Annotated in this window: 22 protein-coding genes and 1 pseudogene; 8 read left to right on the top strand and 15 right to left on the bottom strand. The window is 34.0% G+C overall.

Going from position 1 to position 23084, the window contains the following annotated elements:
- Positions 1 to 5: 5 nt before the first annotated feature.
- Both HCX49_RS01190 and HCX49_RS01185 read right to left on the bottom strand, forming a co-directional pair.
- Positions 6 to 1040, bottom strand: a complete 1035-nt coding sequence (locus HCX49_RS01190; protein WP_132771086.1) for a FecR family protein — start codon at positions 1038 to 1040, stop codon at positions 6 to 8.
- A gap of 45 nt (positions 1041 to 1085) precedes the next feature.
- Positions 1086 to 1610 carry a sigma-70 family RNA polymerase sigma factor gene (locus tag HCX49_RS01185; protein ID WP_132771085.1) on the bottom strand — a complete coding sequence of 175 codons (525 nt, stop codon included), beginning with the start codon at positions 1608 to 1610 and terminating at the stop codon, positions 1086 to 1088.
- Positions 1611 to 2012: 402 nt separating this feature from the next.
- Between HCX49_RS01185 and HCX49_RS01180 the strand changes: the two genes are divergently transcribed.
- Positions 2013 to 3005 (top strand): 2-hydroxyacid dehydrogenase, encoded by a 993-nt coding sequence (locus tag HCX49_RS01180; protein ID WP_132771084.1) that lies wholly within the window; start codon positions 2013 to 2015, stop codon positions 3003 to 3005.
- Here the strand turns inward: HCX49_RS01180 and bla are convergent.
- The 8 genes and pseudogenes from bla to HCX49_RS01140 all read right to left on the bottom strand — a co-directional run bounded on the left by bla (position 3000) and on the right by HCX49_RS01140 (position 10425).
- Positions 3000 to 3908 carry a class A beta-lactamase, subclass A2 gene (bla, locus tag HCX49_RS01175; protein WP_132771083.1) on the bottom strand — a complete coding sequence of 303 codons (909 nt, stop codon included), beginning with the start codon at positions 3906 to 3908 and terminating at the stop codon, positions 3000 to 3002. The genes HCX49_RS01180 and bla overlap by 6 nt on opposite strands.
- Before the next feature lie 293 nt (positions 3909 to 4201).
- Positions 4202 to 4570, bottom strand: a complete 369-nt coding sequence (locus tag HCX49_RS01170; protein ID WP_132771082.1) for a DUF2200 domain-containing protein — start codon at positions 4568 to 4570, stop codon at positions 4202 to 4204.
- Positions 4571 to 4592: 22 nt separating this feature from the next.
- Positions 4593 to 4979 carry a VOC family protein gene (locus HCX49_RS01165; protein ID WP_132771081.1) on the bottom strand — a complete coding sequence of 129 codons (387 nt, stop codon included), beginning with the start codon at positions 4977 to 4979 and terminating at the stop codon, positions 4593 to 4595.
- 404 nt (positions 4980 to 5383) lie between these two features.
- Positions 5384 to 6037 (bottom strand): annotated as a pseudogene (locus HCX49_RS01160) (CatB-related O-acetyltransferase).
- A gap of 130 nt (positions 6038 to 6167) precedes the next feature.
- Positions 6168 to 7016, bottom strand: a complete 849-nt coding sequence (locus HCX49_RS01155) for an SDR family oxidoreductase (protein WP_168125897.1) — start codon at positions 7014 to 7016, stop codon at positions 6168 to 6170.
- A gap of 47 nt (positions 7017 to 7063) precedes the next feature.
- A complete protein-coding gene (locus HCX49_RS01150; protein ID WP_021189475.1) occupies positions 7064 to 7474 on the bottom strand; it encodes an Rrf2 family transcriptional regulator in 411 nt (136 codons plus the stop codon).
- A 420-nt stretch (positions 7475 to 7894) separates the two neighbouring features.
- Positions 7895 to 8554, bottom strand: coding sequence for a DUF6266 family protein (locus HCX49_RS01145; RefSeq protein WP_168125896.1), 660 nt, complete (start codon positions 8552 to 8554; stop codon positions 7895 to 7897).
- A 446-nt stretch (positions 8555 to 9000) separates the two neighbouring features.
- Positions 9001 to 10425 carry a PLP-dependent aminotransferase family protein gene (locus HCX49_RS01140; protein WP_168125895.1) on the bottom strand — a complete coding sequence of 475 codons (1425 nt, stop codon included), beginning with the start codon at positions 10423 to 10425 and terminating at the stop codon, positions 9001 to 9003.
- 91 nt (positions 10426 to 10516) lie between these two features.
- Between HCX49_RS01140 and HCX49_RS01135 the strand changes: the two genes are divergently transcribed.
- Together HCX49_RS01135 and HCX49_RS01130 are read left to right on the top strand one after the other, a co-directional pair.
- Entirely contained in the window at positions 10517 to 11407 is an 891-nt protein-coding gene (locus HCX49_RS01135) for a DMT family transporter (protein WP_021190771.1), read from the top strand.
- A 23-nt stretch (positions 11408 to 11430) separates the two neighbouring features.
- Complete coding sequence (locus HCX49_RS01130) at positions 11431 to 12039, top strand: FMN-binding negative transcriptional regulator (protein WP_132771075.1); 609 nt, start codon at positions 11431 to 11433, stop codon at positions 12037 to 12039.
- A 59-nt stretch (positions 12040 to 12098) separates the two neighbouring features.
- Here the strand turns inward: HCX49_RS01130 and HCX49_RS01125 are convergent, their stop codons facing one another.
- The 3 genes from HCX49_RS01125 to HCX49_RS01115 form a co-directional block, all read right to left on the bottom strand.
- Complete coding sequence (locus HCX49_RS01125; protein WP_132771074.1) at positions 12099 to 12725, bottom strand: class I SAM-dependent methyltransferase; 627 nt, start codon at positions 12723 to 12725, stop codon at positions 12099 to 12101.
- Between the two features lie 88 nt (positions 12726 to 12813).
- Positions 12814 to 14310: an arylsulfatase gene (locus HCX49_RS01120; protein ID WP_168125894.1), complete on the bottom strand. Its 1497-nt coding sequence runs from the start codon at positions 14308 to 14310 to the stop codon at positions 12814 to 12816.
- Positions 14311 to 14637: 327 nt separating this feature from the next.
- Positions 14638 to 17034 (bottom strand): GH92 family glycosyl hydrolase, encoded by a 2397-nt coding sequence (locus HCX49_RS01115; protein ID WP_168125893.1) that lies wholly within the window; start codon positions 17032 to 17034, stop codon positions 14638 to 14640.
- 663 nt (positions 17035 to 17697) lie between these two features.
- Here HCX49_RS01115 and HCX49_RS01110 point away from each other — a divergent pair.
- The 4 genes from HCX49_RS01110 (at position 17698) to HCX49_RS01095 (ending at position 20219) form a co-directional block, all read left to right on the top strand.
- Positions 17698 to 18381, top strand: coding sequence for a DinB family protein (locus HCX49_RS01110; protein ID WP_132771071.1), 684 nt, complete (start codon positions 17698 to 17700; stop codon positions 18379 to 18381).
- 3 nt (positions 18382 to 18384) lie between these two features.
- On the top strand, positions 18385 to 18831 hold the full coding sequence (locus tag HCX49_RS01105; protein WP_168125892.1) for an SRPBCC domain-containing protein: 447 nt from the start codon (positions 18385 to 18387) through the stop codon (positions 18829 to 18831).
- Between the two features lie 18 nt (positions 18832 to 18849).
- The gene (locus HCX49_RS01100) at positions 18850 to 19230 is read left to right on the top strand and encodes a DUF1801 domain-containing protein (protein WP_132845423.1); all 381 of its coding nucleotides are present in this window, start codon (positions 18850 to 18852) and stop codon (positions 19228 to 19230) included.
- A 428-nt stretch (positions 19231 to 19658) separates the two neighbouring features.
- On the top strand, positions 19659 to 20219 hold the full coding sequence (locus tag HCX49_RS01095; protein ID WP_021190778.1) for a DUF4230 domain-containing protein: 561 nt from the start codon (positions 19659 to 19661) through the stop codon (positions 20217 to 20219).
- A 236-nt stretch (positions 20220 to 20455) separates the two neighbouring features.
- On the opposite strand, the gene HCX49_RS01090 is transcribed toward HCX49_RS01095, so the two are convergent.
- The gene (locus tag HCX49_RS01090) at positions 20456 to 21421 is read right to left on the bottom strand and encodes a helix-turn-helix domain-containing GNAT family N-acetyltransferase (protein ID WP_168125891.1); all 966 of its coding nucleotides are present in this window, start codon (positions 21419 to 21421) and stop codon (positions 20456 to 20458) included.
- Between the two features lie 38 nt (positions 21422 to 21459).
- A complete protein-coding gene (gene panB, locus HCX49_RS01085; protein ID WP_168125890.1) occupies positions 21460 to 22278 on the bottom strand; it encodes a 3-methyl-2-oxobutanoate hydroxymethyltransferase in 819 nt (272 codons plus the stop codon).
- Positions 22279 to 22531: 253 nt separating this feature from the next.
- Between panB and HCX49_RS01080 the strand changes: the two genes are divergently transcribed.
- Positions 22532 to 23077: an AAA family ATPase gene (locus HCX49_RS01080; RefSeq protein ID WP_168125889.1), complete on the top strand. Its 546-nt coding sequence runs from the start codon at positions 22532 to 22534 to the stop codon at positions 23075 to 23077.
- Positions 23078 to 23084 lie beyond the last annotated feature (7 nt).

Raw genomic sequence — 23084 nt, 5'->3', positions numbered from 1 at the left:
GTTTATTATTGTGGATTTGTGTAGTTTATACCGGCATGATGTAAGTAGTTAATTTCCCTGATGATTTCTTCAAAGACATTCGTTTTATTCGTAAAAGTTCCGCTGTAAAATTTATTACTGATCAATGATTTATCGTATTGCAACTTGATGTCATAGTTTTGCATCAGAATTATCAAAACATCCTCTAGGGCTATATTTTTAAACTGGATTATCTGGTTGTTTTGAAGAAAATGACCACCTCGATCTGTTCCTATTGTATGAGTCTTTATCTCCTCGACAACCTTTAATTCACGATGATCCAAAGTAATCTCTTCGTGCGGCAAAAAGGTTCGCACTAATTCTTTCCCTCTCTGATGATCCACAGCTTTCACCTCTATTTTACCTTCCATCAATTTGATCTGGGTTTGAGTAGATCGCAATTCATCAACACTAAAAACCGTTCCTAAAGCTGTAGTGACTACACCGGTGGAATGTACACGAAATGGCTTGGATTTATCTTTGGCAACCTCAAATTTAGCTTTCCCCTTCAAATACAGCACTCTCTCCTGCTGGGTACTAAAATCTTCAGCATATTTGATTTCTGACTGCGGATAAAGTGTAATAACAGATCCGTCACTTGCCGTTAATAACATATTGTCATTGCCTGAATTTATGTAATATAGATTACTTATCTCCTCTTTCTCATCTTCAACAGAAGCTATTTGTCCAAGATGGGGTGCAGGCTTATTTAATAATGGATTTAAACTCACATAAAAGCCAAGAATAAAAACAACTATAGCAGCCGCAGCGGAAGCAATGCGAACTAATTTCCTGTTATATTTTAAAACATTTTGCTTTTTAGCAAAAGCGAATATTTTATCTTTGATTTCCTGCTGATTGGGATAATCTAAATTTTCATCAGTAAGATCCCAGTCTTCTTTAGACAATAGCTGATCAAGAGATTCTCCTAAATGTGCTATATAATCTTCCAGATATGCAGCTTCTTCAGCCGAACATTGATTCTTTAGGTATCGATTGATAAGTTCTCGCGTAATCTTCATATAATAAGAATACGGCAGAAACCTCACTTACCCCCAAGCCTATTTTTAAAAAAATAAATGAATGATAAACACAAACATTTTTTTCAAAACTTTTAATGCCAAAGCGATATGATTTTCAACGGTTTTGGGTGTAATCGACAATCTTTCTGCGATCTCTTTATAAGTCAAATTTTCGAACCTGCTCATCATGAACACCTTTCTTCTAGATTCTGGCATTCTTGACACGATGTCCTCATACCGTTCATTCAGTTCCTTTAAGCGATATAACTCTGACGGTGTGGGGACTTGATCAGTTTCAACTTTTAGATGCAATAGATCCTGCCTCCTCCTTTCTTCTTTCACAATATCCAAAAGTGTGGTACGAGCAATGCAAAATAGTTGAGCTTCTATTTCCACATGCACTTTCTTTTGAAAAATATTATTCCAAAGCTTGATAAATACACGTTGGACAGTTTCTTCGGCAATATAAGTGGAAGAAGTCTTGCTTAAAGCATATTGATAGACTTTTCGGTTCCATTTTTCATAAATACGCTCAAATTCTGCGGTAGAGATCAAGGTTTGGTTAGACATATCTTAGGTTAGTGCCGAAACTAAGATAGCTATTAATACCAATTATTCATAATTATGTTACAATTGATTAAAAACAAATAAAATCATACACTAAACAGAGTTATAGGGGCTAGTAAATTTTATTTAAACCATTATTAAAAGAATTTAAAACCATAAAATATCTAAATAAATCAATTTAATCGCCTTTTAGAATAAAAAAAAGATCAATAATTGAATATATATGTATCCATAGAAAAAAAATATTCAAATTACTGTTTCAATAACAAAGAAACATAAGAATATACTTAGGAATTTTTAAAAAGTATCGATTGAAAAGGGAATTGATAGTAGTAGTGACATTTAACTTAATGAAATCATTGTAGATACTGGCAAATTTACTTAAGTTTATATAAAATATATGTTATGAAAATAGCCTTCTTTTCAACCAAGCCATACGATCGAGAATTCTTCGAAAAAGAAAATGAAAAATATGGTTTTGAACTTCATTTTTTTGAAACACATCTAGGACCTCATATCGTTAATGCAATTGAAAATGAAGATGCAGTATGCGTTTTTGTAAATGACAAACTAAATAGAAATGTCATTGAAACTCTTGCAAAAAAAGGAGTTAAGTACATCGCTTTGAGATGCGCGGGATTCAATAATGTAGACCTTGAGGCTGCAAAAGAATTTGGCATCAAAGTTTGTCGGGTTCCTGCCTATTCACCAGAGGCTGTTGCTGAACATGCTATGGCAATGATACTTACTTTGAACCGCAAAACTCACAAGGCTTATAATCGTGTACGTGAACAAAATTTTTCATTAAACGGTTTATTGGGATTCAATCTCTACCAAAAGAAAATTGGTGTGGTCGGAACCGGTAAAATAGGAAAGGCATTTGTTAAAATAGCGCTGGGATTCGGAGCAGAGGTTATTGCGTATGATTTATACCCTGATGAAACGTTGATTAACCTAGGTGTAAAATATGTCGCATTGGAAACACTCTTTATGGAATCTGATATCATATCGCTACACTGCCCTCTTACAGCTGACAACCATTATCTAATTAACAAAGAATCTATTGATAAAATGAAATATGGTGTCACAATAATCAATACGAGCAGAGGTAATCTGATTAATACCAATGATGCAATACAAGCATTAAAAACTAAAAAGATAGGCCTACTTGGTATCGATGTTTATGAGCAAGAAGAGAAACTTTTCTTTAAAGATTTATCGGCAACAATTATTGACGATGACACCATTCAGTTATTGTTGAGCTTCCCTAATGTTTTGGTTACTGCCCATCAGGCTTTTTTCACAAAGGAAGCATTAGAACAAATATCTCAAAGAACACTGAAAAGTATTGATGATCTGATAAAAAAAGGAACAACTGATCCAGAAGTATTACTATAATTGATTAGCTCCTGTAAAAAAATCCCAAGCCGCTTTAGCTATATCTGAAATAATACGTTCGTTCGTTTCCTGATTTTCTTTCGAATGGGTTACAAAGACACTGATCACAAAGTACTCACCGCTTGGAAGTAAAACAACTCCAACATCATTGAGTGCAGCCGTTATTCCAGTTTTCTTATTAGTTCCAGATGAGCCAGTCTTATGTGCTACAACTGTTTGATCAGGAAGTTGTCCTTTCAATTGTTTAAGACCTGTATTAGTAGACTTCATAGTTGTCCACAAAAAATCATACATCGGCATCGAAAGCAAATTATTCTTATTCACATAATAGGTCTGCAAAATTCGATTCATTTCTTTGGGTGTTGACCAGTTCAAAAACTGTTTATCCCAATTACTTTGCATCGTCTTTTCATTAATTTTAATCGATATATCCTTAAATCCTTTTTTTACGAAATAGCTTTCTACAACCTGAGGTCCGCCGAGAAGTTTTAAAAGAACATCACATCCTACATTGTCACTTAAAGTGATTGTATATTCCAGAATTTCCTTTATCGTAAGCGTTGTTCCGGTAGGATATTTTTCCCGAATTGGACTCCAAATTTCTGGTGTAAGATCACGCTTCGTAATTTCTATCTTTTGATCAAGTTTAAAATTACCCTTATCGATTTCTGTTAACATGACAATCGCCAATGGAAATTTAAAAACACTTTGCATAGGAAGTCGTCTATCGGCATTTACACCCAATGTATCACTATGATTAATGCCGTTTATCGCTACACCAACAACAGCATCTTTGTTCTGCATGATCTGCTGAATATTTTTTCTTAACCCCTCTATACTTTGTGCATGAGCAGTTATAGTAAATAGTAATGAAAAGAATGCAATTTGTAAGAGTTTTCCCATGAGATTTAAATCATTTATGTTCTGATATTTTAGGAAGAATAGATAACAGTTAACCTATCTATATATCCTCATTCATTTTGATTGCTTACTATTGATAATAGCAAGCAATCACAGTCGGTCGACCAACTGTAAAGTTAAAATTATTTTTTACTAATCACTGTTAACATCAAGTCAGGTTATTAAAAAAATAAGCCGTCTACACGAATGCAAACGGCTTTACTTATTATATATTGAGTTAGCTTCAATAAAATAAAGAAACAACAATCATTTACAACAATCTAATATACAAATAATTAACAAACTTGTCGCAAAATTTTTTCCATTTTTTTCCCTTTTGCTAATTCATCTATTATCCTATCGAGATATCTAACTTTCTGTGTTAGAGGATTTTTAATTTCCTCTACACGATAACCACAGATTACACCAGTAATAAGATTGGCATTAACATTAAGATTTGCATTTTCAAAGAATGTTTCAAAATTTACTTTCTGATCAATTTGATCCTGCAACTGTTGTTCATCAAAACCGGTTAACCATTTTATAACCTGATGCAGCTCCTCTTTTGTTCTACCTTTCTTTTCAACTTTTTCGAGATAATGAGGATAAACCGATGCAAATATCATTTTTGCTATTCGTTCATCGTGTCCAGCGGTACTTTTCATACTATTATTTTATTTGACGATGCTATTCCATATCCCCTATGGGTTCCCAGAGTTCAATGATATTACCTTCAGGATCTAATACATGAATAAATTTCCCATAATCATACTCCGAAATTTCATCTACGATAGTGACATTATCTTTTTTTAATTCCTCAACCAGCGCAACAAGGTTTTCGACGCGGTAATTGATCATAAAGGGCTTTACAGAAGGATTAAAATATTCAGAATCACGAGGAAATGTACACCATGCTGTTGCCCCCTTAACCGATGGATGATCAAGCTCGCGCCATTTAAAAGTTGCTCCATATTCACCAGCTTCCAAACCTAGATTCTTGGCATACCAGTCGTTCATCTTTTGAGGATCCTCGCATTTAAAAAACACACCTCCAAGCCCAGTTACTTTTTTCATATTTAGGATTTCAATTAGGAATAAAATTCAAGAAATTATCGCTCATTTTATTAGAATAAATATACAAAAAAATAGGTCCAATAATATGTTTCGTACTATTTCTTTACTCAGATTGATCTCCGTAATTTATTGCAAGCTGTATACTGCTAGCTCATGTTCGTACAATTATAAAAATTTTCCCTTTCTTAAAATATATCCAATTTATTCTATATTTCACTTTTGACCAATATCAAGATGAGAACCTAGAAGTTTTATTTAATGTTATCACCAACTATAACCACTTGTTGGAAGAGAATCATTTTTTTAAGAAAAATGAATTTTTACAAATTATGTTAACGCTACAAGAAAATAATCTCAAAAAAACAAATAACCTCTAATTTCTTAAATTGTTTTCAAACTAAACATTACAGGGAGGCTTCATATTTGCATGCTTCCTCTATCAATCGTTCAATATCGTTTCCACATATAAATGACTGTAAATGTTTAAATTTCGCCTCATCCCAATCATAAATTTTTTAATTACGCAATGAAATAATCGTATCCGATTGAAACCTAAACTTAATATGCTTTGCCGGATTTCCTGCAACAACACTATAGGGTGCAACATCTTTTGTAACAACAGCTCCTGAAGCAATAATAGCGCCCTCTCCAATCTGAATACCCGGAAGAATCATGGCACGCATCCCTATCCAAACACCATCGCCAATTATAGTATCTCCTTTACTTTGATACGATTCTACGATAGATTCAACAAAAGGATATAAACTAAACCAATCAGAACGATGCGTATTATTTCCCCCCATCAATATTACAGCTTCAGCTGCAATACACACATACGAACCAATATATAATTGATCTATAACCCAGGCAGGTTCCCATTGATTTAAACTGTACACATCTCCATACAAATAACGAACAACACATTCTTCAAAATTTCCAGTCCAGGCGTTGCTGTAATAACTTGTGTTCCCCTTAATATGAATATTGGGATTGGTATGAGTTTCGTGCAAATATTCAACACGGGACCAATGCTTAATCTGATCTTGTTTTGTACTCATTCTAGAATCTTTTTATGCAATTTATAAAATATTCTCAAATAGGATACGATATGAATATGATATAGGAAGTAGTTCTATAAAAAAGGAGTATCATTTCTGATACTCCTCTTTTTTAGAACTACGCTAAATTTTATCCCGCTAAAGCTGCTTCGACAACAGTAGTCAGCGAAGTTGTTGGACGACCGATCAAAGTAGATAACTGTTTTCCATCATCATACAAATCACCATTTGCAGCTCCTTTATCAAAACTTGCGATAGCAGTTGCTAATCCTTCAGGTAAACCTGCTTCTATTAAAGCTTTCGCATAATCTGACTCACTTAAATTTTTATAAGGAATAACTTTCCCTGTTTGATTTGAAATCTCTTCAGCCAACTCAGCTAAGGTGTAAGCATAGTCACCTGCTAACTCGTATACCTTATTTTGTTGATCTGCACTGGTTAAAACTACTGCTGCAGCTTCAGCATAATCAGCTCTCGCTGCAGATGCTATTTTCCCCTCTCCTGCACTACCAAATAATGCACCATTTTGTATTGCTGTAGGAACAGAAGCGGTATAATTTTCAGTATACCAACCATTACGCAAAATAGTAAAAGGCACACAAGATGATTTTAGAATTTCCTCCGTTAATAGATGTTCATTTGCCAATACCAATGAAGATGTATCAGCATGTAAAAGGCTCGTATATACAATCCATTCTACTCCCGCCTCTTTTGCAGCCTTGATAACGTTTTCATGCTGTGCCTGACGCTGTCCAATTTCATTTCCTGATATCAATAATAAATGATTAATTCCTTTCAATGACTCGACCAAAGTATCCGGTTTATTATAATCAAATAAGCGTGCTTCGATACCTAAGTCACGAGCTTTTTGAGTGTCACGCACTAATGCAACTAAATTGCTGCTTGCAGTTTTTTCTTTTAATTTTTCCACTACCAGACGTCCTAGATGTCCAGTTGCACCTGTTATTCCTATTTTCATAAATTCTATATTGTAATAAATTTTGTTACATTTAAAAGCAAAAAAAACTAACGAAATTTCTTCGCGAAATTTTCCAATGTCAACCCTTTTAACGAATTAATCACCAACTGATCGGTATCAGAATAGAGCTGATCTAACTCCTTATTAATCTGTTTACCGACTGGACATTGCGGATTCGTATTCAAATTCTTTTTACCTAGCACTTCAGTATTCTTCACTGCCACATAGATATCTGCCAATGAAATTTGGCTACTCGGCTTATTTAACCGAGAACCTCCCTCTTTGCCCTTACGTCCTATGACAAAGCCAGCATCTTGCAATGCACTTAGTTCTTTCCGCACCATCGCAGCATTCGTGTTAATACTACCTGCAATCCAATCCGAGTTCACCCAATTTTCTCCACTATCAGCCAGCAATGTTAATATATGTATAGCTGTTGAAAATCTTGTATTATTCATATCGTCAACAAAGTTAAGAAGATTTTTTATATTGTAATATATTTTATTACAATTGAATTTGAAATGACAATTCCCCTGAAAAAATCATAAAAATAGCATGAGCTCCACAACAAGACTTAGGTCTAGATTATCCTATTGAAATATAATTAGCGATAACCCGTTGTGCATTTTAAATAGTGCTAATTTTTAAATTATTGATATTACTCTTAAAATTCCCAATATTCTTTCATAATTTACGAGTAGGTTATTCATTCTAAATCGTTTTGTCGTAAAAAGAATTTACTGATTATTAGAGTAATGAACAACTTATTTATAGCCCTAAATCTTAATGCACAACAGGTTTCTTTAATTTATTAAATCTGTTTCAAAGGTCGTACCTCCAGTTTACATTCACCCTGGGATAATGACACCTGATACCGCTCAAACCTTTATCTTACCCAAGTGCATACTGTCTGTATTACCACCACCATAGCTCTCTACAAAAAAGATAAACACTTCATACGTCACTTCCTTTTTATGTTTCGGGATTTTAACATTTTGTTTGCCAGATATTAAGCTGTCTTTCGAGTCGTTCATCAAAAGTGGATATTCAACCCCATTATCTTCTGCATTATACAGGATTAAGAAGGAATCGTAAGACCTGGTGTTAAACTTCTTCTCCAGATAGACATCATATTCCCAAGTAACGCGAATCACTTGATTTTCTTGATCGAAATCCATCGTGTAGGAAGTGATGGGATTCGGGCTTCCTTTGGCAATCATAAATTTCTGCCAGTCAACTACAAAATCGTCTTCTTTCTGAATAAGTGCTTCGTTCAAATTATAAGACATCGCCACATCATATGCCCGCTTAGGATAGCTGTATGCCTTATAACCAATATTGATAACGGAATTTAACATACTAATATGCGACCTCACAATTTTGAAGCGTGTTCTACTGAGCTGTTGCTCAGGTGTAGGTGCCCGTTTTTTAACGCGAGGGAGAGAACGCACATAATTTCCTGTTTTCGTTAAGACAAACACAACAGAACCTGCTTTCCCGGAAACAGTCCCATTAACGCCATTTTTGATGATTGCCATAATTACCTGATTAGTTTATAGATAATTAAGATAAACATTAAAACGGAAACATCCTAATACCAGATTTTAATTAATAGCAATTTTTAATCAATTTTTAGACAGTAATCAGTCAATATTGATACAGTCTATACTGAGTGATCACTGAGCAAGTACTGAACAAACACTGAACAAATAATGTTAAAAGTTATAATTTGGTAATCATCTGATCTTCGTTTGCTGCACCTAAAATTAAAGAGAGGAACCTCCGGTTGTGTAACAAAAATATTCTGGCTGAAACTCATTGCACTTAGTAAAACTGATGAAATGGAAGAAATAGGCATGAGCCTGCTCCGGCTCGCATGAAAAAACAGTTTACTGATTATCAGAGTAATGAACAACTTATTTATCTTATTTATAGCCCTATATCATAATGCACAACGGGTTAGCGATATATTAAATCAAACTATTTATATTTTTTTATCAAGAATTTTGGCAAAATTACCCAGTTGTTTCAGTTTAAATTGCAATTCGTTGTTCCAAGGAAGTCCATAACAAAGCCTCATACAGTTATTATATTGATCTTGGAGGGTAAACATCCGGCCTGGTGCAATACTTATATTGTGTTTAAGTGCAAATTCGTACAGTTCGGCCGTATTTATGTTTTCATTAAACTCAACCCATAATGCAAGTCCTCCTTGTGGACGACTTATTTTAGTTCCTTCCGGAAAGTATGAAGCGATAGTCTGGGCATAATGCTGAAAGTTGTCAGATAGTGTACTTCGAAGATGTCTAAGATGATTGTCGTACCGTCCAGATTTTAAAAAGTTTCCTACAGCTTCGTGGACCACGGATGTTGAAGATATAGCATGTACGAGTTTTAACTTTAAAATCTGCTCTTTATACTTGCCTGGAGCAATCCAACCTACCCGATAACCTGGTGCCAAAGTCTTTGAAATAGAACTGCACCAAAGCACATTTCCTTCTGTATCGTAAGATTTACAGCATTTTGGTCTTGTAGAACCAAAATACAAATCTCCATATACATCATCCTCTATTATTGGAATATGATGCTTTGATAATAAATTAACAATTTCATTTTTATTACTATCGGGAATACAGCTTCCCAACGGGGTATTATAATTTGGTACTAAGAGACATACATGAATAACTGGTATTATTTTTTTTAACGATTCGATATCAATTCCTGTAATCGGATGGGTTGCCACTTCAATAACTTGTAATCCTAGACTTATTGCAAGCTGTAAAATACCAGGATAACAGGGACTTTCTAATGCTAAAGTATCACCCGGTTTAGTTAATGCCATTAAACATAAAGATAAAGCATGCATACCTCCATTAGTCGTTACCAAATCACTTTCTTGTAACTTCCCTCCCCATGCTAATGATCGGATAGCAATCATTCTTCGTAGTTTTAAATTTCCTTCTATTGGTTCATATTCAGTTCCACCCTCCTTTAATGCCCTTGTAGCGAGAATAAGTTCTTTTTTCAATTTTGCTAATGGCAACAAATTACCAGAAGGAATGCCAATAGAGAATAGTGTCAGATCTGATTTTCCCATATTTGCATATACACGACTTATAAGTTCCTTTGGCTCAACATTGCCAATGCCTAGCGAAGTTTTACTTACTTCTGTTAATGGAATCTTTAGGTAAGACGCCGGACTAACAAAATAACCCGACTGAGGCTTGGACTGAATAAGAGACTGTGCTTCTAATTCAAGAAATACACGTTTGACAGTGTTCACACTTACCCCTTGCTCATGACTGAACGTTCGGATTGATGGGAGACGATCACCAGGTTGCAATAAGCCACTTTTAATTTGATTACTGATTTTACGAGCAATTTCATCGTATAAAAAATCTCTTTTCATAGTATAAATATAACTGTATCCATTAAATAAATCAAAACTGATACTGTGCTCATAAATGATGTTCATGTACTTTTGATCAAATGAAAATTTAATGAAAAAAACAGCTATAAATTATGGAACAAAAATTCGATCTAACGGATGGATTAATGGCATTATAGGTGTATTATTATTCAGTGGCTCTCTTCCTGCAACAAGAATTGCGGTACTAGATTTAAATCCTATATTTTTAACTGTTTCCCGTGCCACAATTGCCGGGTTACTTGCTTTAGGCGGATTAATAATTTTCAAAGAGAGAAAACCTACACAAAAACAAATTATTCCTTTGTTTATAGTTGCAGTCGGTGTTGTAATTGGTTTCCCTCTTTTAAGCGCTTTAGCACTACAATATCTTACATCCGCAGATTCACTTGTATTTTTAGGACTACTTCCACTTGCAACCGCTAGTTTTGGCGTGCTTCGAGGTGGTGAAAGGCCGAAACCTTTATTCTGGTTATTCTCAATAATAGGTAGCCTTTTTATAATAGGTTATGCTATTGCACAAGGAATAACAACCTCACCACTTGGTAATTCACTGATGTTAGTTGCCGTGATACTGTGTGGATTAGGATATGCAGAAGGGGCGAAACTATCAAAAACATTGGGGGGCTGGCAAGTAATTTCCTGGGCGCTAGTCTTATCACTGCCATTTATGATACCCCTAGTATTTTTTTACAGACCACTATCATTTGCAAACGTAGATATAAAGGCATGGTTCGGGCTAGCATACGTCTCTATTTTTAGCATGTTTATAGCTTTCATATTTTGGTATAAAGGATTAGCTCAAGGAGGAATTGCATCTATTGGACAGTTACAATTACTTCAACCGTTTCTTGGACTAGCCGTAGCATCAATTTTTTTGAATGAAAAAGTAAGTCTTAATATGATAGGAATAACGATGGCTGTCATACTCTGTGTTGCAGGATCAAAAAAATATGCTAAATAATAAATCCTATTTAAAATAAAATTATGTTTATACCCAATAATTTTAAAATTGAGCATGAAGCTGAGCAGATTGCTTTCATGAAAAAATATAGCTTTGCCACCATAATTACAGTAAAGAATAATATTCCAATTGCTACACAGCTACCTTTTGTTGTAAACGACACTTCAGATAAACTTATTCTTACTGCCCATTTTGCAAAAAATAATGAACAAGTCGCGTATATTTCAAAAAATACTTCACTAGTTATATTTACCGAACCTCATGCTTATATATCTCCTCAACATTATGATAAAGTAGAAAGCGTACCTACTTGGGATTATATTGCTGTTCATGCTTATGGAACTGCAAAAATTATAACAGATGAAGAGGCTAAAATCAATGCTTTAGAGCAAATGATTTTATTTTATGAAAAAGATTACTTACAACAGTGGAATAATCAATCTAAAAAATTCAAAAAGGGAATGATGCAAGGTATAGTAATCTTCGAGTTAGAGGTAAATGAGTTACAAGGGCAGAAGAAATTAAGTCAAAATAAAACAAAAGAAGAACGTCAACGAATTATACAACAACTAAAAAGTAGTCCAAGTAAAATGGATAACGATCTTGCTTCATACATACAGGATTCTTTATAATAGATAAATCGACAGGTCGTTACTATGTGCAGTTAGTTTTAAGAAACTAAATAATGAACTCAATTATTAGATTTCTTACATTTTATTAAAAAAAAGGGTTGACTTTCATCAATTTCCTCAATTTCAAATAGCCCAACATGCTTAAACTCGGATTCAATAGCATGCTCATCATAGAAAAAAAGCTTTACTCCTTCGAATACTTCATAACGATCCTTATCAATATATCTTCCTTTTTTGTAACTATCAGCCTTCTTAGAAATTGCCGTAAAAAACATATATCCGTTGACATTGAGTTGATCATAACAATCCTGAATTAGTTTAATCCTTTCTTGGCTATCCAATAAATGAATTAAAGCATAACAAAATATACCATCATATTTATTTTGATCAAAAGGCATATCAGTAACAGATCCATTAAAAATTAGCATATCCGATCCATAATGAGCCCTCGCCATCTTGATTGCTGTCTTCGATATTTCTATTCCCGTAACAGCCATACCCTTATCTTTAAAAACCTGAGCATTACGACCATACCCTATTCCCGGGATAAGTACATTTTTAACAAGCTCTTTGATAAAAAAATCAGCCGTTAAAACAGCTGTTTTTGCTGGTTCGAAACCCCACATTTCACTTTTTTCAACAAAAGCAGATTCCCAAAATTCTGCTTTTTCTTCTTTATTATTCATTTCTATCATATAAATACCTCCGTAACTTGAAAAATAATATGCAATCCCCAAGTGAACAAAAGTAAAGTAAGAAAATTCTGTTAAAACATTACTTTTTAGTGAATTTTGGATTAATAAACTCCCATTCTTTGATATGTGCTGGTTGATGTTGATGATCTACTATAGTATCAAATTTTTTAATTAGTTCTGGATGCTGAGCAGCTAAATCGTGCTCTTCCTTCCTATCATTTTCAAGATCAAAAATCATCCAAGGTGTCCTACTGTAGCCTTTCTTACGGACATCTAATTTAACAGCTTTCCATTTCCCTAAACGGATTGCGATCTGTCCTCCGTTTTCCGGATATTCCCAATATAAAAAATCATGATCTTGTTGTTCATCTGTTTTTCCCAAAAGTGTTGGCAATAATGAAATACCATCGGTATTTTCAATTTTTTGACCAGTGACTGCAGCTATTGTGGCCATAATATCATACTGCGCTGATGCAAAATCAGATTTCACTCCCGCCGAAATATTTCCTGGCCAAGATGCAATAAAAGGCACACGGATCCCTCCTTCGAATACATCCATTTTTAGACCTCTTAAGTCACCGACGCTTCTAAAGAATTTTGGATTTACACCGCCATTAAATGTCGTACCATTATCACTCGAAAACATAATGATTGTATTCTCATCAAGACCCAGATCCGAGATTCGGTTCATTATTTTACCGACCTGAGCATCCAAATAAGTAATCATTGCAGCGTATGTTGCATAAGGATATTTAGTAGCTGCATATCCTTGCTGTCCATAGTAAGGTTTTTCATCAAAAACACCTTTGTACATATCAATATATTCTTGAGGTGCCTGCAATGACACATGTGGTTGTGTAAATGGCAGATAAAGAAAAAATGGCTGTTCCTTATTCTCTGAAATAAATTTGAGTGCTTTTTCAGCCATTATATCAGTTGCATATTCCTTCCCTATATAATAGTCAAAATCTGCGTCAGTCGCTGTAGCTGGATTAAGTGCCTTATGCACATCCATTACAGGGTTGTTCAATGTTAATCGCACATCATTTTCCCATAAGTGAGTTGGATAAAAATTGTGAGCTTGTTTCTGATCTAAAACCGAGATATAATAATCAAATCCCTGTCTCAAGGGGCTACCTGGCGTATTATTCATACCTAATCCCCACTTACCCGCCATAGCTGTACGATATCCAATCTGCTTCAGCATCTTAGGAATGGTTAATGTGCCTTCCGGCAGGGGCATCTGCCCACCTTCAAGACTATCAGGAAATCCACCAAGTTCATAATTACCACGAATATAAGCATGCCCACCATGTTTACCAGTCATAAGCATAGCACGGGATGGTGCACATACAGGTGTACTAGCATAATGTTGTGTAAAAGTCATCCCCTTCTCAGCTAATTTTAATAGATTAGGAGTTTTTATTTTCTGCTGCCCATAAGGTTCAATCTCACCATACCCCAAATCATCTGCATAAATATATATGATATTAGGTTTAGTACTCCTTTGTGCATAAATGTTTCCAATAGCAAAAAATAGACTTACTAAGGTGCATATGTTTAAATTTCTAATCATCTTTATGGTTATTTTTTTTACAAAAACTACACGTGTAATATGTCGTTAAGTATTTAATATAAAAGGTATAATTCAAATTTATTATTATAGTCACAAAATAATAAAAAATGAATGCTTCCACCTAAAATACTTTTACTTTATCAGATATGGTCATCAATAAAAAAATATCAACTTCAATAGTTATTAAAAAAAATTCAGAATGAAGCTAAAGGAAAGATGCAAATTATTAAAAGAATAAAGATTATCGAACTAAGTTGGAATATTCAAATCAAAAAAAAATAGCCCTAAGGCTATTTTTTTCAAATAATTCACTGTTAAAAACATATATCAACGATTTCCAGTAGTAATTACAATTTCATTACTATTAACAAGATCATGGTGAGATATTTTAAAGCCCTTTACTTTTTTCCCATCAATTGAAATACCGTTAATAAATCCTGCATCACCTTTACGGTCCCTTCTGATAATCAACTTATCTTTACCGTGATGATATTTTGCATCTAAATGTATCGTCACCTTATCGAATACCGGAGTTACAACCGTGTACTCCGGCCTCCCTGGACATAACGGATATATTCCCATCATATTCATAGATGCCCAAGTAGACATTGTGCCTGTATCGTCATTACCAGGTATTCCTCCTGGAGCATTCTTAAAATGAGTTTCTAAAATCTCCGTTACTAATTTTTGAGTACGCCACTCCTCCCCTTCGATTTCCGAAAAGATATGCGGATAAAGCATATCAGGTTCATTAGTAACGTCAAAATATCCTTTATCAAAAGTAGCTTGAAGTTTTTCCACAAAATTATGCTTACCCCCCATTAATTTCACTAATCCAGCAATATCATGTGGAATGGCAAAAGTATAATTCCAAGCATTTCCTTCATGAAAACCAGGATTTGGTTCGAAATTAGCACCTTGCAAAGGATCAAAAGGGGTTAGAAATTTACCATCAGGAAGTATAGGTCTAAAAGTTCCATACTCTTTTGAATAGTAGTGCTTATAACCTTTTGCCCGCTCAGCAAACATTTTGGCATCTTCTTTCTTTCCTAGTGAAGCCGCGAACTGTGAAAGGTTCCAGTCCGCAAGGAAATACTCAATTGAATGAGACACTGAGTTATCAAATTTGGCACGTAGTGGTACGTAACCGTATTTTACATAATCAGCATTATCAGGACGAATTTTATTGGTACTATCTATAGTTGTTGCTGATTTATAAAACGCCTCGTATGCAGCTTCATGATCATAATCTCGAATACCTTTCATCCATGCATCAACGATAACGGGAATTGCGGGATCTCCATCCATGGTATAAGATTCGCGACCATAAAGCTCCCATTTAGGCATCCATCCGCTTTCTTTATAAATATCGATCATAGAACGGATCATCTCTGTTTGTCGGTCAGGAAACAATAGACTCATTAACGGTTGGACATTGCGGTAAGTATCCCATAGAGAAAATACAGTATAACGATTTCCTGACGTTTTTAATGTTTGACGGGTCTCCATAGCGGGATATTGTCCATTAACATCCTGAAGAATATTTGGATGTATTAGCGCATGGTACAATGCTGTATAGAAGACTGTTTTCTGATCTTCAGTACCACCTTCAACTTCGATTTTCGACAAATCTTCATTCCATCTCTTAGAAGCGGCTAATCTGATTTGATCAAATCCGCCTTTGGGTTGTTCTTGATCTAAATTTTGTCTTGCATTTTCAATACTTACGAAGGAGACTCCTACCTGAACTTCAACCTGCTCGTTTTCAGAAGTTTCAAAGCTTAAATAAGCACCAATATCATCCCCGGACATTTCGTTATGATATGCTGTAAAAACTTTATACTTTCCAGCATCCTTATTCCAATCGTTTTCCCAAACTTCTCCTTGCTTCTGAAATTTCCAGTAGCCCTTTTCCGAAGGTTTCTTACTCAACCTTAAGACAAAATAAATCGGATATACAGCTTGATTATTAACATAACAAAATGATCCCAATAACTTTGAACCTTCAATCTCTCGATCGTTAACAAATCGCATCGTAGCTCCCGTTTCATTCGTTAACCCTTCACCTAAATTAAGTAAAATATGGCTTTTACCCTTCGGAAAGGTAAATCTGGAAATTCCTGTTCGTAGTGTCGCTGTAGCTTCAGTTTTCACACCATATTTTTCTAAATAATTGGTATAATAACCCGGTGCGGCACTTTCATTTTTGTAAGTACTTCCATAATTCCGATAATCGACATCAAGACGGCCTGTTGTTGGCATCAGCAAAAGACTCCCCATATCTGGACATCCTACACCGCTCAGGTTAACATGTGAAAATCCCGTAAAAAACTTATTGTTATATTCATAGGGAGTAGACCACCATTGTGCATCCTTATTAAATTTGTTCAAAGATGACCCCATGACATTAAAAGGCGAAACATTCATCAACCCCTGCGGAACTTGTGCACCCGGATTAGTCGTACCATAGTTAGTTGTTCCAATAAATGGATTAACATATTCTACTGGTTTTTTTTGCGCCAATGTCGCATGCGAAAGAAAGAGAAAAATAAAACTATGACCGAGACTACGCCAATTTATAGTTTTATTTAAATTAAGTACTGTTTGTCGTTTTGGTAGAGACTCTGTACAAATACGACCAAACTTAATGGTTTTATATGTACTATTCAACCATGATTTGACAATTCTAAAATGTTTCAAAGTAACTAAGCTTTTTATTTTCATTTATTTTAATAAATTATTAATGCGCCATTTAAATAGGAATGCCACAATCTTTTTTAGCATTTAAATTATCGATCTACGTTATTAATTTGAGAATTACCCTAATCTATCTCCCTCTCATGGCTAACTTTTTCATTCAGCTTTCCAGATCATTATATCAATTTTAATAATCTATATTTCAAGAAAAGATGACCTTGAACTCTATTCTAATAGGAGTGATAGTAGCATTAGAATAATTTCGTAAAAAATCCACATCAGATGTGTAGACTTACCTGTGAAATATGGATGCGCGCTCATCAAAGATTAAGATTGCACCTATTCTCATCAAATAAAAAATAAGAATTATCCTAGCTACAATTATACATATAATTAGAAGATCATACAATACTGAGTCATCCTTAAACAAAATTCAGCACATACTTCTTTATATTTAAGATGGAGCAGTATTATTTTAATCTTTTCTCTGATTTAAATCTTCATTTTTATAAATCAATACGCGTATTTTTATTTCTTGTCTTATGGCAAGCAGTGCTAAACAAAATAAGGTTATAATTGTTAAAACTAAATTCTTTGAAATAGAAACAAGTATGAACGGTCTACCGTTAGGATTTAAAAAATTTATACTAGAAAACAATGGAATTTGCACACTTCACCAATTAAAAAAAAATGAAAATACTAATAAAATTTATGCTTACACTAGGTGTCAGTATAACTCTTCCCTGTATCACGGCCAAAGCTGCTGATAAAATTGCTGTAATAAATAACGTTACGCGAATAATTGAAAAAAATGTCCCTCCTGTCATTTTAAATCAGCACGGAAATATTGATTCATTAATCCAATATTTTCAATACACAACCAAATCATTAAAAGATGACATATCAGGATTAAGTGAAGCACAACTACAATTTAGTCCTGGAGAAGGAAAATGGTCAATAGGTCAATGTCTAGAGCATATCATACGCTCAGAAAGTCTGTTATTTGAAATGGCAAAAAAAGAATTGGGAAAAGCGCCACAGCCTAACCGGAAAAATGAAGTCAAATCAACTGATCAAGGTCTCATAAACATGATGACTGATCGAAGTCAAAAATTTCAGGCACCAAAAGAACTGCAACCCACAGGAAAATATAAAGATAGCAAAGTAGCAATAAAGGACTTTCTAGCAGCTAGAGAGCCTGTTTTATTATACATCAAAAATGCAAATATAGATGACCTTCGCAATCACATCAGTGACTACCCAACAGGCGTAGTTGATGGTTATCAAAACCTACTTTTTATCGCCGCTCACTGTGCTAGACACACTAAACAGATTGAAGAAGTATTAGCAGATCCAAATTTTCCAAAAAAATAAATTATGAAAAACCAAACATATCAAATCGACATTCAAGCACCAGCTTCAGTAGTATTTCACAAAATGCTAGATAAAGAAACCTATAAATTATGGACTTCCGAATTCAACCCTACATCAGATTATGAAGGAGGATGGAATAAAGGTGATAAAATTTACTTTATTGGACAAAACAAAGATGGTAAACGTGAAGGTATGGTAGCTAAAATTTTAGAAAATATCCCTAATGAATTTGTTTCCATTTATCATTACGGAATATTGGATGGAGATATAGAAATCACAGAGGGGCCTGCAGTCGAAAGCTGGGCAGGAGGTACAGAGAACTATCATTTTAAAGAAAATAATGGAATAACAAATGTAACTGTTAAAGTAGATACCACAGAAGAATACCTATCTTACTTTGATGAAACTTGGCCCAAAGCCTTATCAAGATTAAAAGAAATTTGCGAATAATACATATAACTATTCATTATGTTTGAAACAGTTGAGAATTACTATCACAGTAAAAAAGAACCAATAAAAAGTTGTTTACTAGCATTAAAAGAAATTATTCTCAGACTGGATCCGCTTATAACAGAAACGCAGAAATGGGGCATGCCCTGTTTCTGCTATAAAAATAGAATATTTTGTTATCTGTCAATAGATTCAAAAAAAGATATTCCCTATATCATGATGGTAGAAGGCAGACATTTAGATATTCCAGCTCTTCAATCGGGAAATCGTTCTAAAATGAAAGTTTTTTATGTTGATCCCAACGCAGACTTCGATTTAGTTACGATCAATCACATCATGCAAGAAGCACTGAATCTTTATAGAAACGGCTTACTGAAAACAAGTACAAAAAATACATAAACAAAAATCCTCAACAATATAGCTACCCTATTATAAAGAATAACAATAGGTTAATCTAGGATCATACACTATCAATTCTATGATCACACCCCTCCCCACCCAAGTACAACCCTAGGATCATACAACATGGACTAAATGATCACACAAGGACTAGACTAGGATCATACAACAAGGACTATATGACCACACTTGCACCATACAAGGACTAGCCTAGGATCATACAACACGAACTATACGATGATACTAGATCCACTGAACAAACAGGCCTTCTATACTTTTTCTATGCACAATATGCCCACATCAAATAACCAATGTAGCTTATTATATACTTATACGTTAAGCTATGATACATCACATAAAATCGTAATGAAATAAAAATTTTACATATATATAGTAATTGTTGGTCTATAAATTGATTGTATTAAGTTATGGCAAGATTTTTAAAAGTAATATTCTTATTAGCTATTATTGCGGTCTTCGGATGGTTGCTATGGTCTAAGTTTGAAAACAAAACTACAAAAGTTACTACACATCAACTTTTGATCGAGCGAATAGAAGCAATGGGCAAGCTTGAATTGGTCAAATATAGATTTAGCGATGTTGTTGAACATAAAAATATTACAACATTCTTACCCGACGCAAGTGTACTACTTATCATAAAAGCAGATGCCGTTGGATGTATCGATTTAACAAAAGTCAAACAAGAAGATATTGAAGTTTTTGGAGACTCTGTTTCTATGCGTTTACCTTTACCTGAAATTTGCTACATAAAGATAGATCATAAATCTTCCCGAGTTTACGACACCAAAATGGCATTCTTTCGAGAAGCTGACCTTGTAGATGAAGCCTATAAAAATGCGGAAAAGGAGATTGCAACCGAGGTAAAAAAATCAGACATATTGCAACAAACTCGAGCAAATGCGCTAAATGTTTTCACCCCTTTACTTAAAGGACTAGGTTTTAATAAAATTAGTTTGTCTTTCGAATAATACATCGATTAACATATTTTAATTGCAATCAATAAACGCGCAAATCGGAAGTTATGATTAAATCATAACCTCATAATTAGATCAAAATTTCACATCAAAAAAAATAAAACGAATTATTTTTTTTTAGGAATCAACTTCATAAATAGTCATGATTATTTGACAGTATAGCTATACTGTCAAATAATATACAATTATTAAAGTCGATCAACATTTCTAAAACTTAACATGAAATCAATCTATTGATATGAACGATCTAAATGCAACGCCATTTGTATATTACAACGTTTATAAGGCGTATTTCGTCCTGCTATTTTTTTAAATCCTAATTTATGATATAAATTAATTGCTGGCTTTAAAATCGTATTACTTTCTAAATACAAATTTTGCGCTCCTAATTCCTTTGCCTGCTTTAATACCTCCTGCCCCAGTAGAAATCCAATATTTTTTCCTTGTGCGCTCGGTGAAACTGCCATTTTAGCCATTTCATAATCATAATCTTCTTGATGCATTTTAATCAAAGCACAAACTCCTACAGGCTTATTGTTATAAAGTGCGACCAATATTACCCCCCCTTTATCCAAAATATAATCTTGAGGATTATTTAACGCTTTATAATCAGCCTCTTCCATTTCAAAATAAGTAGAAATCCATTCTTCATTGAGCGACCTAAAGGCCTCCTGATATTCCGGTTTATACGGAACAATTTCTACAGCTTGACTTTCCCGTATTTTTTTTTGTTCATTTACTCGCTTAAGCAGTGATTTTTGTTCCAAAAGAAACTCCCATTCTTCTATTGCTTCCCAAAGATTATGTGTAGCTTCCTCGATTATCATTTCAATTGCCGCATCGACATCTTGACATGAAACCCGTATCTTATCGTTCAACTTCTTTCCTTTTTCAGTCAAACCTACAACATTTCTACGCTTATCATGTGTTAATAAGTTATCTTCAACCAATCCCGCAGAAGTCATTTCTCTTATTATTTTCGTAACGGAAGGTTGAGAATGTCCAATTTCATTTGCTATTTCAGTTATTGTTTTTTCGCCTTCTTCAGCCAAAATAAAGAAAACAGGAAACCATTTCGGTAAAAATTCCACGTGGTAAAGTTCGTATATCTGTGCAGCATCTTCTGTTACTTTATTGGTTAGCAATCGAAGCCTGCTACCTAAAGCCATTTTACCTGTCTTGTTAAAAAAATCCATTCTATTTGTTTGATTTATAATTTTATACTTGCTTATCGCTAATAACTTTCGCTTTGATTGGGAAAAGAAACTGATTTGACGTCCTCAATATAATGACGGGTAGCTTCAGACATTACCGTATGTAAATCTGCGTATCGACGTAAAAACTTGGGCGAAAATTCATCATTCATTCCCATAACATCTTGTATGACCAGAACCTGTCCATCCACTCCAGAGCCAGCACCAATTCCAATTGTTGGTATTTTTAGCATATCTGAAATCTTTTTTGCAGTATGGGATGGAATTTTTTCCAGTAAAATACCAAAAACACCAAGACTTTCCACCAGTAGGCAATCAGAAATCAATTTTTCAGATTCTTTCTCATTACGAGCACGAATAGCATAATTACCATAATTATGAATAGATTGAGGCATTAATCCTAAATGTGACATTACTGGAATTCCTGCTGCTAAAATCTTTTTAATATCTTCTGAAACCTCTTGCCCACCTTCAATTTTTATCGCGTCGGCACCAGTTTCCTGCATCACTCTTACAGCTGCATCTAATGATTTCATAGGATTACCACAACAGGCTCCAAAAGGCATATCAACAATAACCATCGCAGATTTCACTGCCCGAACTACGGATTGCGCATGATAAATCATCTGATCTAAAGTAAGTGACAATGTTGTTCTATTTCCGGCCATTACATTCGAAGCCGAATCTCCTACCAAAATAACATCAATACCTGCTTTATCAATTATGGAAGCCATGGTGTAATCATAAGCAGTTAGCATCGATATTTTTTCACCACGATCTTTCATCTCTTGTAGCGTTCTTTTTGTGTTTTTAGATGTTTTCTTTAAATAGTTTGACATATTGATAAAATAAATACTAAACATTATAACCAATTACATAACTGATTATGCAAATGTATTAAAATATTTATTTTTCCAAAATATTTTTTATTTGGCACCTCTTAAATTTTCCATTTCAAAACCTACATATTTAATGATTTACTTAACTTTACAAATCCACTTCTATCCGTTACGATATTACTCAAACAAAAAACTATAATCAGTACGAGAACTTACCTTCAAAAAATAACAATTATTAATACACAAAAACAAAATGAATACACGTAAAAATAACTTTTATGTCATCACAGGGGGGCCTGGAGTGGGCAAAACCACCTTGATTGATGCTTTAAAGTCTAAAGGATATTCTACGGTTGCAGAAGATGCCCGATCAATCATTAAACAGCAGATACTAAAAAGAGGAAATGCTTTACCCTGGAAAAATAAAGATTTATATGCTTCATTACTGCTTAATGCATCAGTAAAAAGCTATCATGCAATATCCAATAAGAACGATAACATTTACTTCTTTGATCGCGGTATAGTAGACACCATTTGTTATGCAGAAATGATTAACTTCAAAATTCCTACTGAAATGCTTCAAAATGCAAAAACCCATAAATACAATAGCACTGTATTTATACTTCCTCCTTGGGCACAGATCTATACAACTGACGATGAAAGAAAACAAACATGGGAAGAAGCTCTCTATACATTTGAAATTATGAAAAAAACTTATTTTGATAATGGTTATAATGTAATAGAAGTACCTATAGGAGCTGTTGATCTAAGGGTAGATTTTATATTAAAGCATATATAAACTTTTC

Source organism: Sphingobacterium sp. B16(2022), from assembly GCF_012030425.1.
Taxonomy (GTDB): domain Bacteria; phylum Bacteroidota; class Bacteroidia; order Sphingobacteriales; family Sphingobacteriaceae; genus Sphingobacterium; species Sphingobacterium anhuiense.
This window is presented reverse-complemented; position numbering and strand designations above follow the sequence as displayed.